This is a genomic window from Streptomyces sp. LUP47B (assembly GCF_001746295.1).
Classification (GTDB): domain Bacteria; phylum Actinomycetota; class Actinomycetes; order Streptomycetales; family Streptomycetaceae; genus Streptomyces.
In genome coordinates this window covers 271,848-288,830 of sequence record NZ_MJAH01000008.1, presented here as the reverse complement: position 1 = coordinate 288,830, position 16,983 = coordinate 271,848, and the positions used below count along the sequence as shown (strand labels likewise).

Sequence of the window (16,983 nt, the reverse complement as noted above, 5' to 3'; positions counted from 1 at the left end):
CCACGTTTGAGGGAGACATGAAGTTCCAAGGAGTGCTGTTCTTCCCGGTGACGCCGTTCGCCGCGGACGGCTCGCTGGACGAGGAACGGCTCGCCCAGCACATCGCCGACGGTGTCGCGGCCGGTGCGGGCGGCGTGTTCGTCGCCTGCGGCACCGGTGAGTTCCACGCGCTGACGCCGGACGAGATCGAGCGGGCCACCCGGGTGGCGGTCGAGACGACCGCGGGCCGGGTACCGGTCCTCGCGGCCGCGGGCGGCCCGACCCCGGTGGCCCGCGACCAGGCGGCCCGCGTGGCGCGGGCCGGCGCCGACGGCATCCTGCTGCTCCCGCCGTACCTCGTGACGGCCCCGCAGCAGGGCCTGGTGCGCTACGTCGAGGAGGTCACCGCCGCGAGCGAGCTCCCGGTGATCTTCTACCAGCGCGGCACCGCCCGCCTCACCGAAAAGGCGGCCGCCGAGATCGCCGCACTGCCCAGGGTCGTCGGCCTCAAGGACGGCCTCGGCGACATCGAGCGGATGCACCGCATCGTGCGCGCGGTGCGTGCCGTTCCGGGCACGGAGGACTTCCAGTTCTTCAACGGCCTCCCGACGGCGGAGATGACCGCGCCCGCCTATCAGGGCATCGGCGTCCCGTTGTACTCCTCCGCCGTGTTCGCCTTCGCGCCCGAGATCGCCCTCGCCTTCCATCGGGCGCTCGCCGCGGGCGACCAACCGCTTCTGGACACCCTCCTCGACGAGTTCTACGGCCCCCTCGTCCAGCTCCGCGACGAGGTGCCGGGGTATGCCGTGGCGCTCGTCAAGGCGGGAGTGGCCCTGCGTGGACTGGACGTGGGTGGCGTACGGGCGCCCCTGGTCGATCCGGCCCCGGAGCACATCGCGCGCCTGTCCCAGCTCATCGACCACGGCCTGGAGGTGGTCGGCGCATGAGCGACCCGACTCGGATCAAAGAGCTGGTCGTCACCCCGATCGCCTTCCGCGACCCGCCGTTGCTCAACTCCAACGGCGTCCACGAGCCCCTCGCCCTGCGCATCATCCTCCAACTCGTCCTGGAGGACGGCACGGTGGGGCTCGGCGAGTCCCCCGGCGGCGTCGCCCGCCTGGAACGACTCCAGGCCGCCGCGAAGGTCGTCGCAGGCATGGACGTCTTCGACACGACCGCCGTCGGCGCCGCGATCGACGCCGCCCTGCTGCCCACGGTGCCTTCGAGTCACGAGCGCGGCTGGACCACCTCCGCCGTGGAAGTGGCCTGCCTGGACGCGCAGGGCAAGCTGCTCGGCCGCCCGGTCAGCGACCTGCTCGGCGGGACGGTCCGGGACTCGGTGCCGTTCGCCGCGTATCTCTTCTACAAGTGGGCCGAACACCCGGCCCTCGACGGCCGTGCCGCCGTCGGTGACGACTGGGGCGAGGCCCTGGACCCGGCCGGCATCGTGGAGCAGGCCCGACTGATGCAGGAGCGGTACGGGTTCAGGTCGTTCAAGCTGAAGGGCGGTGTCTTCCCGCCCGACGAGGAGATCGCCGCGATCAAGGCGCTCGCGGCGGCCTTCCCTGAGCAGCCGCTGCGCCTGGACCCCAACACGGCCTGGACGGTGGAGACGTCGAAGTACGTCGCACGCGAACTCGCCGGTGTCCTGGAGTACTTGGAGGACCCCACCAAGGGCATCGAGGGCATGGCGGCGGTGGCGAAGGACGCGCCGATGCCGCTGGGCACCAACATGTGCGTGATCGCCTGGGAGCACCTGAAGCCGGCCATCGAGCAGAACGCGATCCAGGTCCTCCTCACCGACCACCACTACTGGGGCGGCCTGCGCCGCACGCGTGAACTGGCCGCGGTCTGCGAGGCCTTCGGGCTCGCCCTGTCCATGCACTCCAACTCGCACCTGGGCATCAGCCTGGCCGCCATGACCCATGTGGCGGCGGCGATCCCGAACCTCGACCACTCCTGCGACACGCACTACCCGTGGAACTCGGCGGACGACGTCGTCCTGCCCGGCGTCCTGGAGTTCCGCGACGGCGAGGTCAAGGTACCGACCGGACCAGGCCTCGGCGTGGAACTCGACCACGAGGCCCTGGCCCGGCTGCACCGCCTCTACCTCGACTCCGGGGTACGCAGCCGCGACGACACCGGATACATGCAACGGTTCCAGCCCGACTACGAGCTCAGGCTTCCCCGTTGGTGAGGACCCCCATGAGACAAGGCGCCCGGCGAACCCGGGCGCCTTGTCTTTTCCGACCCCTTGGAGCGGGACTCACGTTCCTTTCGTGGCCACGAGTGAGGCTGACGGCGCCCGCGCCGTTGCACACGTCGAGCGGTGACTTCGGACTGTGGACATCCCCCCGCCTCAGCCGCGGACTGCGTCCCGCGACGGCGCCGCTCTCCCGCATCGGTCCCCACGACGGCCTCGACACCCATACCTGGGCGCGCTTGCGAGAGGAGTGGTAGCCGGGCTGCTTCCCGAGTCGGATCACCTCCCGCTGGAGATCCGCCGGTGCTTCAATGTCACCCCCTGGGTGGAGGAGCGACGCATGGGTGCGGAGTCGGGCAGCGTCCTGGTGACCGGCGGCAGCGGTTTCGTCGGCAGCCATCTGGTGCGGCGGCTGCTGGAGCGGGGTTACGAGGTGCACGCCACCGTGCGCACTCTCGCGAACGCGGCGAAGGTGCGGCCGCTGCGGCAGATGGAGGCGGAGTTCCCCGGCAGGCTCACGCTGTTCGAGGCCGACCTCCTCGACGAGGGCTCCTTCGACGAGGCGATGGCGGGCTGCCGTGTCGTCTTCCATGTCGCCTCGCCGTTCTTCATGCCGGAGAAGATCAAGGACGGCCAGAAGGACATGGTCGACCCGGCCCTGACCGGCACCCGCAACGTCCTGGCCGGCATCGAGCGGACGCCGACGGTCGAGCGGCTGGTCTTCACCTCCACGGTCGGCGCGGTCTTCGGCGACTACTCCGACGTGCGGGACATGGACGGTCAGGTCCTGTCGGAGAAGTACTTCAACACCAGCAGCACGGTGGAGAACAACCCGTACCACTACGCCAAGACGGTCGCCGAGCGCGCCGCCTGGGACGCGGAGGCCGCGCAGGACCGCTGGCGCATGGTGTCCGTCAACCCCGGCCTGATCCTGGGCCCTTCGCTCGCGCCCGCCTCCGAGTCCGGCAGCCTCTTCCTCCTGGAGGAACTCTTCAAGGGCTACTTCTTCTACGGCGCCCCGGACTTCAGCTTCACCACGGTCGACGTCCGTGACGTGGCCGACGCCCACATAGCGGCGGCGGAGAAACCCGACGCGAAGGGTCGTTACATCCTGGCCGCGCCGACGATGACGTCGTTCCACGAGATGTCGCGCATCATCCGCTCCCGCCACCCCCGCGGCCTGCGCATCCCACGCACCGCGCTCCCGCACTGGCCCGTGCGCGTACTCGGCCCCGCCTTCGGACTGACCCAGGACTACATCCGCAAACACCTCGGCATCCGCTTCAAGGTGGACAACAGCCGCAGCGTGAACGAACTGGGCCTCGTCTACCGCCCGGTCGAGGAGACGGTCCTCGACCACTACGAGGCGTGGCTCGCTCAACAGGGAAAACGCTGACCCGCACCGGGGGAACCAGCTCGCACGCGACGAAGGTCACAGGTACATCTCACGCTTTTCACACTTCAACCTTCACGAGAGCCTCACAAGTTGGCTAAGTTGACGACGAGCAGCACGACGGAAGGGGCACGTCTTTCATGGCGCCGGATCGAACTTCGCGCAATGGAGGGTCCAGCCTCCCGGCCAAGCGCAACTCCGCACTCGCGACGGCCGCCATCGCCTCCGCGGCCCTCCTCTCGCAGGCCGGGAGCGCCGCCGCGGACGAGGGGCCGAGCCACGACGAGGTGAGCCGACGGGTCACCAATCTCTACGACCGGGCCGAGACCGACTCCGGTACGTACAACGCCACGCGCGCGGCCGGAACCGCGTCGAGCACCCGCGGCCGTACCAGTGCGGCGACCGGCGCCGGGCGCGATACCGGCAGCGGACGCAGGACCGGCGGCGAACCCAGCCTCGACGACATCGCCAAGCAGTGGTACGGCATGGCCCGCGCGAAGACAGGCCCGATGATCGAGGCGACCCTGCCCTCCGACCGCGTTGCCGCGCGCCCCGCCGAGACACGTCGTCAGCGCCCGTCGGACGCTCCCCCGGCACGCGAAGCGAAGCCCGCCGAACGCCCCATGCCGGAACTGACCGCCGCGCCCATGCTCGCCCTGCCGAGCGCACCGGAGACGGCACCGGCCGCGCTCACCGCCGCACCGGCCCAGTCACCTTCGTGGGCAGCGGAACCGGCCTCGCAGAACCTCACCGGCACCGGTGAAATACCCGCCTTGGGCAGCCCCCAACTCGTCACCGGGGTCCCTGAGTACACGCCGCAATCCGTCACCGGGATGCCCGAGTACACCGCCCAGCGTGTCGCCGGGGTTCCCGAGTACACCACGCAAGCCGTCACCGGCTTCCCGGAGTACACCACGCAGCCCGCCCCCGCGATCCCCGACTACACCCCGCGACCCACCGCGGAGGTCTCCCCGTACACCGCCCAACCCACCACCGGCTTCCCCGCGTACACCCCGCAGGTCAGCGCGGGGTACCCCGAGTACAGCGCGCAGATGAGCACGGGGTTCGCCGACTACACCGGGCAACTCGGCACGGGGCAGCCCGAGTACACCGCACAAACCACCACGGGGTTCACGGACTACAGCGGCCAACTCGGCACCGGGCTACCTGAATACGCCACACAGGCCACCCAGGCGTTCCCCGAGTACACCGCACAGGCCACCACGGCGTTCCCCGAGTACACCGCACAGGCCACCACGGCCTTCGCCGAGTACTCCGCCCAACCGACCACGGCATACCCCGAGTACTCCGCACCCCTCACCGCCCCCCTCGCGGCGATCGCGCCCCCGCCGGCCGACACCTTCCGGACCGTTCCGGCCGCCGTGCCGAACATCCCCGCCATCCCGGCTCCCCGCGCCCCCGAGCCGGACTGGCGGGCATCTCAGCCGGCCGCGGCCCCGAGCGCCGACCTTCCCACCGTCGACCCCGGTTACGACTCGAAGGTCATCCAGGTGCTCGCCTTCGCCCGCTCCCAGATCGGCAAGCCCTGTGTCTGGGGCGCCGCGGGCCCGGGTTCGTACGACAACTCCGGTCTCACCCAGGCCGCCTGGAAGGTCGCCGGCGTCTCGCTCCCCCGCACCTCCGTCGGCCAGGCGAGCACCGGCACGGCGGTGGCGCTGTACGCCATGCAACCCGGCGACCTCGTCTTCTTCCACGACGACTTCAGCCACGTGGGCCTGTGCACGGGCAACGGCATGATGATCCACGCACCGGGCCCGGGTGCGTCCATCCGCGAGGAGTCGATCTACCCGACCGGCGAGGCGATCATCCGCGGCGCGATACGGCCCGTCTGACACGCCGCGCGAGCACATCACGGCACTCCCTTCACGCACACCTCTGGACGCCCCGCGAACACCTCGCCTAGGGTTCCGGAGAAAGCGCTTTCTGGCCTGCCCATGCCAACCAGGGGGAGCGTCTCGTGCCGCACCAGCAATGGACCCGCAAGTCCTTCCTCCGGGGAATGGCCGCCGTCGGCGCGGCCCCCTTCCTCCCCGGCCTGACCCCGGCAAGCGCCCACGCGTCCACCTCGGACCGTCCCGCCTTCCCGCTGGCGGCGGGAGGCACGGCCGTCGGGATCTTCGTGGACGCGGCGGACGACCCCGCCGTCGTCCGCGCCGCGGGCGACCTCCAGGCGGACGTCGAACGGGTCTCCGGGGCGAGACCCGACCTGCTCCGCACGCTGCCACAAGGCGCCCCCCTGCTCGTCCTGGTGGGCACCCTCGGCGCGAGCCCGGCCATCGACCGCCTCGTCGCGCAGGGCCGCCTGGACGTCTCCCGGGTGAGGGGCCGCTGGGAGGCGTCCGTGACCCAGGTGATCGAGCGTCCGCTGCCCGGCGTGGACCGCGCCCTGGTGATCGCGGGCAGCGACCGCCGCGGCACGGTCTACGGGATCTACGACACCTCCGAACGCATCGGCGTCTCCCCCTGGTACTGGTGGGCCGACGTCCCCGTCGAGCGCCGGGACACCGTGACGGTCCCCGCGGGCCGCTTCGAGCGCCGGGAGCCGTCGGTCCGTTACCGCGGCGTTTTCATCAACGACGAGCAGAACCTGACCACTTGGTCCCACCGCACCCAGGAGACCGACAAGAACATCGGCCCCGAGACGTACCAGCGCGTCTTCGAGCTGTTGCTGCGCCTGAAGGCCAACTACCTGTGGCCGGCGATGCATCCGTACTCCGACTTCTTCAACAAGTACCGGGAGAACCCCGAACTCGCCGACCACTACGGCATCGTCGTCGGCTCCAGCCACCCCGAGGCCCTGCTGCGCAACGGTGTCCACGAGTGGGAGCCGTGGATCGCCGAGCACCCGAACGCCGACGGAAGTGCGCCGGTCTACGACTACACGGTCAACCCCGCTGTCATCTCCGACTACTGGAGAGCGCGGGCGAGACAGAACGCCGCGTACGAGAGCAGCTGGACGCTCGGCATGCGCGGCCTGCACGACACCGCGCTGGAGACGAAGAACGCCACGACGATCCCGGAGAAGGTCGTGGTGATGAACGACATCATCGCCGACCAGCGCCGGATCCTCGCCGAAGAGGTCGGCTCCGCCGCCGAGCCGCAGATCTTCATCCCGTACAAGGAGGTCCTGGACCTGTACAACGCGGGTGTCCGGGTCCCCGACGACGTCACGCTGATCTGGCCGGACGACAACCACGGCAACATGCGCCAGTTGCCGAACGAGGCGGAGCGGGCGCGGTCGGGCGGCAACGGGATCTACTACCACCTCTCCTACTGGGGCCGCCCCAAGAGCTATCTGTGGCTGGACACCACCCAAGTCGCCAAGGTCTGGCAGGAGTTGCGGCGGGTCTACGAGCACGGCACCGACCGCATGTGGATCTTCAACGTCGGTGACCTCAAGTCGATCGAGACCGGTCTGTCCTTCGCGATGGACATGGCCTGGGACGTGGACCGCTGGGAGGCCGACGAGGTCGAGGGCTTCCTGGCGGAGTGGGCCGGGAGGCAGTTCGGGCGACGCCACGCCAGGGAGATCGCCGCGATCCGCACGGAGTACTACCGGCTCGCCGGGGAGCTGCGCCCCGAGTTCATCGCCGCGGGCCTTGTCTCCGTCGTCCACCACGGCGACGAGGCCGGGCGCCGGATGGCGGCGTACGACCGACTCCTCGCGCGGGCCCGGACGGTGGGCGCCGAGCTGCCCGACGCCTATCGGGACGCCTTCTACGAGCTCGTCGAATATCCGGTGCACGGCGCGTACTTGATGAACCTCAAGTACTACTGGGCGGACCGCAACGCGCTCGCCGCCCGGCAGGGCCGTGGGGCCGGCACGAACCGCTTCGCGGACCTCGCGCTCGCCGCGCACACGGCGGAGGCCGCTCTCACCAGCCGGTACAACACCGAGGTGGCGGACGGGAAATGGGACGGGATCGTCAATCCGTACCCGTCCCAGATCCCCAAGGCGCCGGGGCGCCCGACCGTCACCAGGGTGACCCGGCAGGAGACCAGCGGGCTCGGGGTGGCGGCCGAGGGCAACGAGACCGGGGCCGGCCGACCGCTGTCGTTCTCCTCGTACACCCGCGACCGGCGCTTCGTCGACGTCTTCAACACCGGGTTCCTGCCCCTGGACTGGGCGGCCGAGGCCAGTCACCCGTGGGTGAGGCTGAGCGCGGCCGGTGGCTCGCTCACCGAGCAGCGGCGGGTGTGGGTGGAGATCGACTGGGAGCGCGCGCCCGAGGGGGCGCAGGAGGCCACGGTTGTCCTCACCGGCGCGGGGCAGCGCTTCGACGTGCCGCTGCGGGTGGTCAACGGCCGCCGACGGGCCCGTGGCTTCGCCGAGGCCCACGGCTATGTGTCGATCGACGTGGCGCACGCCGACCAGAGGGTGGACCGAGGCGGCTGCCGCTGGCGGACCGTGCGGGGCCTCGGACGTCGTACGGGCGCCGTCGAGGCGGTTCCTGCCACGGCGGCTCCGATCACCGGTGACTTCGCCTCCCGGGCACCGGAGTTGCGGTACCGGGTGTGGTTCGGCAGCACGGGCACCTTCCCGGTCACCGTGTTCCGGCTGCCCTCGCTGGACGAGCGCGGGCAGCGACGGGTGGCCGTCGGACTGGACGACCAGCCGGTGACCGTGCTGTCCGGGCAAGCCGTCGCGACCGGCAACCGGGGGGACGCCTGGGCCCGCCAGGTGGAGGACGGCGTCGAGCGGCTGACCGCCACCGTGACGGTCGCCGAGGCCGGAGAGCATGTGCTGAGGATCTTCATGGTCGATCCGGCGATCGCGGTGGACCAGATCGTGATCGACACGGGCGGGCTGCCCGCCACCTATCTCGCGCCGCCGGAGAGCTACCACCCGGTGTTCAACCCGCAGCCCGCGCCGGGCCCGGGTCTGGAGGCTCCGGACCAGTAGACCGAGGGCTTCGTGCGGGCCGCCGGTCCCCCGTGCCGGCGGCCCGCACGTGTCGCGGCCGGCGCTGCCGTCCCCGTGGGGGGACAGACGTATCCGACGGGCCGCCTCCCCCCGCTGCGGCCCGCCGGAGCTTCCATGTGCTGGAGTACGTCCGAGAACGTCGATGTTGCCCGGATGAAGTGTGGGTCAGCGAGGTACTACGCCGGTATGGGTACAACTGCGTATGAGCGGGTGCTGTCGGTCGCCGTGGCCGCGCTCCACGAACGCGACCCCGATCGGCTGTGGCCCCTGCTGGCGGCCGACCTGCCGGTCCTGTGCGGTGGCGACGCCCTGATCTACAAGCTGGACAACTGGAACGAGAGCGAGGGCACGCTCGGTCTGTCGCCCGGCGCCGCCGCGGAGTTCGCCGCGCTCGGGGACGAGGACACCGCGCTGCTGCGCGCGGGATACCCGTTCGCCCGGCACTACGCGGACAGACCCGACCGGGCGCCGGTCACGGCCCGTCGGGTCGCCGGCCGTTCCTGGTCGCGAAGCCCGACCGCGCAGCTGCTCGACGAGCTCCTGGACGTCGACCATGTGCTGGGCGTTCCGCTGCCGCAGTCGACCACCCCGGTCACCGGGTGCATGGTGTACCGCTCCGGGCGGGACTTCACCGACGAGGAACTGCGTCTGGCCGAGCAGTTGCAGCCCTTGCTGGCCGCCGTCGAGCAGCAGCGCCAGCTTCTGCGGCGGCTCGACTCCCCTTCCGAGGAGGCGGCCGACGTGGCGCTCACGCCCCGGGAGACGACGGTGCTGCTCCTGCTCGGCGACGCCCTGACCGCCTCGTCGATAGGCCGCAGACTCGGGATATCCGAACGTACGGTCCACAAGCACATCGCGAACATCTACCGAAAGTTCGGCACGCACGACCGCATCAGCACGGTGCTGCGCGCCCAGCGGCTCGGTCTTGTCCCTACGGCGGCGGCGGACCGCCCTTGAGGCGTTCCAGGTCGGAGGGGCGGACCTGGATGACCACAACGGCGATGAGCGCGGCCAGCACCGTGAAGATCGCGGCCACGACGAAGGCGGCCGAGACGCCGGCGGTGAGGACCTCGTCGCCCCAGGAGCCCGGGAGTTCACCGGTGCGTCGGAAGAGGAGGCGTTCGGCCGGGGTGGCCTGGGCGAGGAAGCGCGGGACCTGCTTCTCCGCCTCGTTGGTGCTGGCCGTGCCGAACATCGTGACCAGGATGGACAGCCCGAGCGAACCGCCCACCTGCTGGGTGGCGTTGAGGAGCCCGGAGGCCGCGCCGGTCTCCTCGTTGGGCACGTTGGAGAGCGCCATCAGGGTCAGGGACACGAACTCCATGCCCATGCCGAGGCTGAAGACGAGCATCGGCCCGAGGACACTGCCCGCGTAGGTGGAGTGGACGTCGGTCTGGGTCAGCCAGCCCAGCCCGGCCGCCGCGAGGATCGCGCCCCCCACCATGAAGGGCTTGGGTCCGTACACGGGCAGGAACCGCGAGGCGAGACCGGCGCCGATCGCGATGACCGCGCTGACCGGCAGGAACGCGAACCCGGTCGCCAGCGGGCTGAAGTTCAGCACGTTCTGGGTGAAGAGGGTCAGGAAGAAGAACATGCCGAAGATCGCGGCCGCGAGGCACAGCATGATGCCGTAGGTGCCCGCGCGGTTGCGGTCGGCGAACATGTGCAGCGGGGTGATCGGCTGCCGGGATCGCTTCTCGATGAGCACGAACACCACGAGGAGGACGACCGCAGCGGCGAACGAGGCCAGGGTGAACGGGTCCCGCCAGCCTTCCTGGGCAGCGCGGATGAAGCCGTACACCAGCAGCACCATGCCCGCGGTGGCGGTCAGCGCGCCGGCGATGTCGAAGTTGCCGGGATGTCGCTCCGACTCACGGATCCAGCGGGGCGTGGCGAGTGCGATGAGCAGTCCGATGGGGACGTTGACGAACAGCACCCACCGCCAGTTGAGATATTCGACGAGGACTCCGCCGGCCAGTAGTCCGATCGCGCCGCCGCCGGCCGAGACCGCGGCGAAGACGCCGAACGCCCTGTTGCGCTCGGGGCCTTCGCGGAAGGTCGTACTGACCAGGGAGAGGGCCGTGGGGGACGCGATGGCGCCGCCGACGCCCTGGAAGGCGCGTGCGGCGAGGAGTTGGGCCTCGTTCTGGGCGAGCCCGCCGAGCAGCGAGGCGAGCACGAACAGCAGCACTCCGAAGACGAACATGCGGCGTCTGCCGAGGATGTCGCCGGTCCTGCCGCCGAGCAGCAGCAGCCCGCCGAAGGTGAGGGTGTACGCGTTGACCACCCAGGCCAGGCTGGTGGTGGAGAAGTCGAGGGAGCGCTGGATGTCCGGGAGCGCGATGTTCACGATGGTGATGTCGAGCACCACCATGAGCTGGCAGGACGCGATGACCAGCAGAGCCATGACGTTTCCGCCGCCGCCGGAGTCCGGTGGGGCAGTCCGTGGTGCAGAACTCGCCTGCGGGTCGCTGCTCATAATCTCCGTTCGACCGTACGCCCGTGCCGTGGCCGTCACCACTCGAGGACGTGGCACCCCCAGCCCTCCAGCGACACGAACAGACCGCAGTCGGCCAGTTCGTTTCCGTCACGGTCGTACACCGCCCCGGTGAGCAGGTCGGTCGGGCGCCACACCCGGCCCCGCAGGTCGTCCCACGGCAGTGGCAGCCTCGCCTGGGCCGGGCGGTCGGAGTCGTTCACGACGACGAGGTGGCGGGCGTCGGCGTGCGTCCAGGTCCAGGCGAGCAGGTCGCGGTGCGTGTCGTTGTCAGGCCATCCCGTCGGCGTCAGCGGCCGCCATTCTCCCCTGCGTACGGCGGCAGCGGCGGGCAGCAGTCGACCGTAGAAGTCGCGCAGGGGCTCGTCGACGGGCTCCTGCGGCCTGCGCCTCAGGAACACGGGTGGCCGCACCCGGCGGCCCTCGAACTGGCCCTCGTGCCACAGGGTCGCGCCCGGCAGGGTCGCCACCGTCACGGCCGCCGCCCGGCCCCGGTCGCCGGGCAGGGTGGCGGCGGCCCGGGGCTCGTCGTGGTTCTCCAGGAAGCGGACGAGACCGCGCTGGTGGGCGGGGTCGGCGTCCAGGTGGGCGCGGACGGAGTCGGCGCTTTCGTGCAGCAGACGGTCGTAGAGGCGTTTGTCGTAGCAGTGGTCGAAGCCCTGCTGCTGGAGGGCCCCTTCGAGGTCCCAGTAGCCCTCGGCGACGAAGAGGAGGTTCGGGTGGCGGGCCCGTACGCGCGGGATGACGTACGGCCAGAAGTCCTCGGCGGGGGGCGCGCCCGCGCGGTCTCCCCAGGTCTTTCCGAAGATGTCGTTCATCAGCAGCATGGCCATGTCGCAGCGCACGCCGTCGGCCTGGTCGCCGATGGACACGAGGGTGTCCACGGTCGCCTCGCGCAGCGCGTCGCTGAAGGCGTTCAGCTGGACCACGTCCGGCCAGGGCGGGAAGTAGGGGTCACGGCCGCGGGCGTAGACCTGTCCCCCGGCCTCGATGAAGTCGGCCGGTGCGCGGGCCAGGTCGTCGGCGGTGCCCCGGACGAGACGGTCGGGGCTCGACGTGAGCCAGGGGTGGTCGGGGGCCACATGATTGGGGACGTGGTCAAGGAGCAACCGCAGTCCTCGTGCGGCGAGTTGGGCGCGGGCGGCGGCCAGGCCTTCGGGTCCTCCGAGGGAGGCGTCGACGACGTAGTCGCGTACGCAGTACGGCGATCCGGCGATGTCCGCGTCGGTGACGTCGGGCAGGGCCTCGCGGAAGGAGGCCCTGAGCCCCTCGTCGCGCAGGGCGATCTCCAGTCCGGCCGGACTGCGCTCCCATACGCCCATCAGCCAGACGGTGTCGACGCCGGGCGGCGCGACGGAGTCCCAGGCCTCGCCGGGCACGTCGCCGAGGGTGACGGGACGGCCGTGGCGAGCGCTCAACTCGTTCAGCCAGACGAGGGTGTTGATCTCGTGGATCACCGTCATGACAGGGGCTCCTCCCGGTCGCCCGGCGGCCGGAGCGACTCCCGCCCGCCCCGGTGCCAGTCCTCCTCACGTCGAGGTAGTAGTACTGCTTGCTCCAGAGCATTCCGGCGAGGGCCTGGCGGACGAGGCGCATTTCTTCCTCTCCCGTGGCGGGCGTGATGCCCGCGTAGAAGGTGTCGGCCTCGGTTCGGCGCACCTCCATGCTGGACTCGAACTCGCCCCAGGGGTCGGTGAGTTCGGTGTCGGTCAGGCGCAGGCGGATCCGGGCGCTGTCTCCGGCAGGGATCGTCGGCACATGGTGGACGGCGGCCTTGGTGCCGGTGCGCGCGGGGTTGACGGCTTCCCGCACGCCGTGGACGACGAAACGGTCGATGCCGTCCTTCACGTACGGCGTGCTGTTCGGGCTGCCCAAGATGCGCTCGTTGTCGGTCTCGTTGTCGGTGAAGAGGGCCTCGGCGCCGTCGAAGTAGAGCCGGCGGGTGCCGAGTTCCTCGTGATCGGCCCGAATCGCGCTCGGCGTGAGGGACAGGTTCGGGACCGCCGCACCGCCTGCCCAGGACCAGGTGTGCCGGAACCACAGCGTCGGGAGCACATGCAGTACCGCACCGGGCCCCCGGTTGTGGGCGGTGATCTCGATCAGGACGTCTTCTTGGCCTGCCTTGGTGCCCGCGAGCCTGGTTCGTGGTGACGAGGTCACCGTAGGGGAACTCGGCCTGCGGGTACTTGTAGAGGCCCCAGCGGTAGGCGCGGGAGCGGGCCTGGTCGTGGGTGAAGTACGACCAGGCGTCGCCGTCGTCGCTGTAGTCCTCGCGGACGGTGCCCCACTGGCGTTCGCTCAGGTACGGGCCCCAGCGTCGCCAGGGCACCGCACCCGCGTCGGCTTCCGCCAGGCGCCGCCGCTCGGCGTCCGGTGCGCTGCTGTCGGTCTCCATCGCCCGTCCTCCCGGCCGCCCGGAACCTGCGTCCAGACTCGAACGGGTCCGACGTGACCGCAATGGCGATGACCCGTCCGGAAACGGGCGTCACCGTTCCGGCTCAGGCGATCTCGACCAGCAGGTCGCCGCCCTCCACCTGCTGGATCTTGTTGATGGCGAGCCGGGACACGCGACCGGCCTTCGACGCGGTGATCGCGGCCTCCATCTTCATGGCCTCGATGGTGGCCACGGTCGCCCCGGCGTCGACCTCGTCGCCCTCGGCGACCGCCAGCGTGACCACACCGGCGAACGGGGCGGCGACATGGCCGGGGTCGGAGCGGTCGGCCTTCTCGGTGGTCGGGATGTCGGAGGAGGCCGCGCGGTCGCGGATCTGGATGGGCCGCAGCTGGCCGTTGAGCGTGGACATCACCGTGCGCATCCCCCGCTCGTCGGCCTCACCGATCGCCTCCAGCGCGATGAGGAGCCGGACACCGGGTTCCAGGTCGACGGCGTACTCCTTGCCCGGCCTGAGGCCGTAGAAGAAGTCCTTGCTGTCCAGGAGGCTGGTGTCGCCGTAGGACTGCCGGTGGGTCTCGTACTCGCGGGTCGGGGCGGGGAACAGGAGCCGGTTGAGGGTCGAGCGGCGGTCCTTCTCCAGTCCTGTGCGGTCCTCGGCGTTCAGCTCCTGGACGGGCTTGGCGTCGGCGCGGCCCTGCAACGCCTTGGTGCGGAACGGCTCGGGCCAGCCGCCGGGAGGGGTGCCGAGCTCGCCGCGCAGGAAGCCGATCACCGAGTCGGGGATGTCGAAGCGGTCCGGGGTCTCCTCGAACTCCTTCGGGGTGACCCCGGCGCCGACCAGGTGCAGGGCGAGGTCGCCGACCACCTTGGAGGACGGGGTGACCTTCACCAGATGGCCGAGGATCCTGTCGGCGGCCGCGTACATCGCCTCGATGTCCTCGAAGCGGTCGCCGAGGCCGAGCGCGACGGCCTGGGTGCGCAGGTTGGAGAGCTGGCCGCCGGGGATCTCGTGGTCGTAGACCCGCCCGGTGGGCGAGGCGAGGCCCGCTTCGAAGGGCGCGTAGATCTTGCGGACGCTCTCCCAGTACGGCTCCAGGTCGCCGACGGCCCTGAGGTCGAGGCCGGTGGGCCGGTCGGAGTGGTCGGTCGCGGCGACGATCGCCGACAGGGAGGGCTGCGAGGTCGTACCGGCCATGGAGGCCACGGCACCGTCCACGGCGTCCGCGCCCGCCTGGATCGCGGCCAGGTAGGTGGCGAGCTGGCCGCCCGCGGTGTCGTGGGTGTGGATGTGCACCGGGAGGTCGAACTCGCGGCGCAGGGCCGACACCAGCTTCGCCGCGGCGGGGGCGCGCAGCAGGCCCGCCATGTCCTTGACGGCCAGGACGTGGGCGCCCGCGTCGACGATCTGCTCGGCCAGGCGCAGGTAGTAGTCGAGGGTGTAGAGCCGTTCGTTCGGGTCGGACAGGTCCGAGGTGTAGCAGAGGGCGACCTCGGCGATCGAGGTGCCCGTGGCCCGTACCGCCTCGATGGCGGGGCGCATCTGGCTGACGTCGTTGAGCGCGTCGAAGATGCGGAAGATGTCGATGCCGGTGGCTGCCGCCTCCTGCACGAAGGCGTCGGTCACCTCGGTGGGGTACGGGGTGTAGCCCACGGTGTTGCGGCCGCGCAGCAGCATCTGGAGGCAGATGTTGGGGACGGCCTCGCGCAGGGCGGCCAGCCGCTCCCAGGGGTCCTCGGCGAGGAAGCGCAGGGCCACGTCGTAGGTGGCACCGCCCCAGCACTCCAGGGAGAGCAGTTCGGGCAGGGTGCGGGCGACGGTCGGGGCGACGGCGAGCATGTCCTTGGTGCGTACGCGGGTCGCGAGCAGCGACTGGTGGGCGTCGCGGAAGGTGGTGTCGGTGACGCCGATGGTCGGCGACTCGCGCAGCCAGCCGGCGAAGCCCTCGGGGCCCAGCTCGGTGAGCCGCTGCTTGGAGCCCGCCGGCGCCTCCGCTCCTGCCTCCACCCGGGGCAGCTTGGTGACCGGGTCGATCACGTCGGGCCGCTCGCCGTGCGGCTTGTTCACCGTCCGGTCGGCCAGGTAGGTGAGCAGCTTGGTGCCGCGGTCGGCCGAGTGCCGGGAGGTCAGCAGGTGCGGGCGCTGCTCGATGAACGACGTGGTGACGTTGCCCGCCTGGAAGTCCGGGTCGTCGAGCACGGCCTGGAGGAAGGGGATGTTGGTGGCCACGCCCCGGATGCGGAACTCGGCCACGGCACGCCGGGCCCGGTTGACCGCGGTGGTGAAGTCCCGGCCCCGGCAGGAGAGCTTGACCAGCATCGAGTCGAAGTGGGCGCTGATCTCCGTACCGGCGTGGGTGGTGCCGCCGTCGAGGCGGATGCCGGAGCCGCCGGGCGAGCGGTAGGCGCTGATGCGGCCGGTGTCGGGGCGGAAGCCGTTGGCGGGGTCCTCGGTGGTGATACGGCACTGGAGGGCCGCGCCGTGCAGCTGCACCGTCTCCTGGGACAGGCCGAGGTCGGCGAGGGTGGCGCCCGCCGCGATCCGGAGCTGGGCCTGGACGAGGTCGACGTCGGTGACCTCCTCGGTGACCGTGTGCTCGACCTGGATGCGCGGGTTCATCTCGATGAAGACGTGGTTGCCCTCGCGGTCAAGGAGGAACTCCACGGTGCCCGCGTTGCGGTAGCCGATCTCGCGGGCGAAACGGACGGCGTCGGCGCAGATCCGGTCGCGCAGGCCGGGGTCGAGGTTGGGCGCCGGGGCGAGCTCGATGACCTTCTGGTGGCGGCGCTGCACCGAGCAGTCGCGCTCGTAGAGGTGGATGACGTTGCCGTGCCCGTCGGCGAGGATCTGCACCTCGATGTGGCGGGGCTCGACGACGGCCTTCTCCAGGAAGACGGTCGAGTCGCCGAAGGCCGAGGCCGCCTCGCGCGCGGCCGCCTCGATGGACTCACGCAGCTGGGCGGGGTCCTCGACCCGGCGCATACCGCGCCCGCCACCGCCGGCGACGGCCTTCACGAACACCGGGAAGCCGACCTCTTCGGCGGCAGCGACCAGCTCGTCCACGTCGGTGGAGGGTGCCGAGGAGCCGAGGACCGGTACGCCGGCGGCGCGGGCGGCGGCGACCGCGCGCGCCTTGTTGCCGGTCAGCTCGAGGATGTCGGCGCTGGGCCCGACGAAGGTGATACCCGCTTCCTCGCACGCGCGCGCGAGCTCGGGGTTCTCGGAGAGGAAGCCGTAGCCGGGGTAGACGGCGTCGGCACCGGCCAGGCGGGCGGCGCGGATGATCTCGTCGACGGAGAGATAGGCCCGCACGGGATGGCCCGGTTCGCCGATCTCGTAGGCCTCGTCGGCCTTGAGTCGGTGCAGTGAGTTGCGGTCCTCGTGCGGGAAGACGGCGACCGTCCTCGCGCCGACCTCGTAGCCCGCGCGAAACGCGCGAATCGCGATCTCACCACGGTTGGCGACCAGTACCTTGCGGAGCATTCCCGTTCCCTTCGGCCTGCCGGTGACGCCCCCCATGGTCTCGGCAAAGCCCGTCGGTGGCCATGAGAAACAGGTCACGTGTCGCGGACG

The 16,983-nt window shown here is 71.0% G+C and carries 9 protein-coding genes; 6 read left to right on the top strand and 3 right to left on the bottom strand.

The annotated features are described in order from the left end of the window. Positions 1-17: 17 nt before the first annotated feature. From BFN33_RS25690 to BFN33_RS25665, 6 genes are all read left to right on the top strand, one after another. Positions 18-926, top strand: coding sequence for a 5-dehydro-4-deoxyglucarate dehydratase (locus BFN33_RS25690; protein ID WP_069762512.1), 909 nt, complete (start codon positions 18-20; stop codon positions 924-926). Beyond that, a complete protein-coding gene (locus BFN33_RS25685; protein WP_069762511.1) occupies positions 923-2,176 on the top strand; it encodes a glucarate dehydratase family protein in 1,254 nt (417 codons plus the stop codon). Before BFN33_RS25690 ends, BFN33_RS25685 begins: the two co-directional genes overlap by 4 nt. 346 nt (positions 2,177-2,522) lie before the next feature. Next, positions 2,523-3,578, top strand: a complete 1,056-nt coding sequence (locus tag BFN33_RS25680; RefSeq protein ID WP_069762510.1) for an NAD-dependent epimerase/dehydratase family protein — start codon at positions 2,523-2,525, stop codon at positions 3,576-3,578. 137 nt (positions 3,579-3,715) lie between these two features. Then, on the top strand, positions 3,716-5,428 hold the full coding sequence (locus tag BFN33_RS55595) for a C40 family peptidase (protein ID WP_069762509.1): 1,713 nt from the start codon (positions 3,716-3,718) through the stop codon (positions 5,426-5,428). Positions 5,429-5,595: 167 nt separating this feature from the next. Continuing rightward, the gene (locus BFN33_RS25670) at positions 5,596-8,499 is read left to right on the top strand and encodes a glycosyl hydrolase 115 family protein (RefSeq protein ID WP_088245393.1); all 2,904 of its coding nucleotides are present in this window, start codon (positions 5,596-5,598) and stop codon (positions 8,497-8,499) included. Between the two features lie 207 nt (positions 8,500-8,706). Then, positions 8,707-9,477, top strand: coding sequence for a response regulator transcription factor (locus BFN33_RS25665; protein WP_069762507.1), 771 nt, complete (start codon positions 8,707-8,709; stop codon positions 9,475-9,477). Here BFN33_RS25665 and BFN33_RS25660 read toward each other — a convergent pair. The 3 genes from BFN33_RS25660 to BFN33_RS25645 form a co-directional block, all read right to left on the bottom strand. Continuing rightward, positions 9,452-10,927 (bottom strand): MFS transporter, encoded by a 1,476-nt coding sequence (locus tag BFN33_RS25660; RefSeq protein WP_069762506.1) that lies wholly within the window; start codon positions 10,925-10,927, stop codon positions 9,452-9,454. The two genes, BFN33_RS25665 and BFN33_RS25660, sit on opposite strands and share 26 nt — an antisense overlap. A 107-nt stretch (positions 10,928-11,034) precedes the next feature. Continuing rightward, positions 11,035-12,480: an alpha-amylase family glycosyl hydrolase gene (locus BFN33_RS25655; protein ID WP_069762505.1), complete on the bottom strand. Its 1,446-nt coding sequence runs from the start codon at positions 12,478-12,480 to the stop codon at positions 11,035-11,037. A 1,035-nt stretch (positions 12,481-13,515) separates the two neighbouring features. Beyond that, positions 13,516-16,893 carry a pyruvate carboxylase gene (locus BFN33_RS25645; RefSeq protein ID WP_069762503.1) on the bottom strand — a complete coding sequence of 1,126 codons (3,378 nt, stop codon included), beginning with the start codon at positions 16,891-16,893 and terminating at the stop codon, positions 13,516-13,518. Positions 16,894-16,983: the final 90 nt, after the last annotated feature.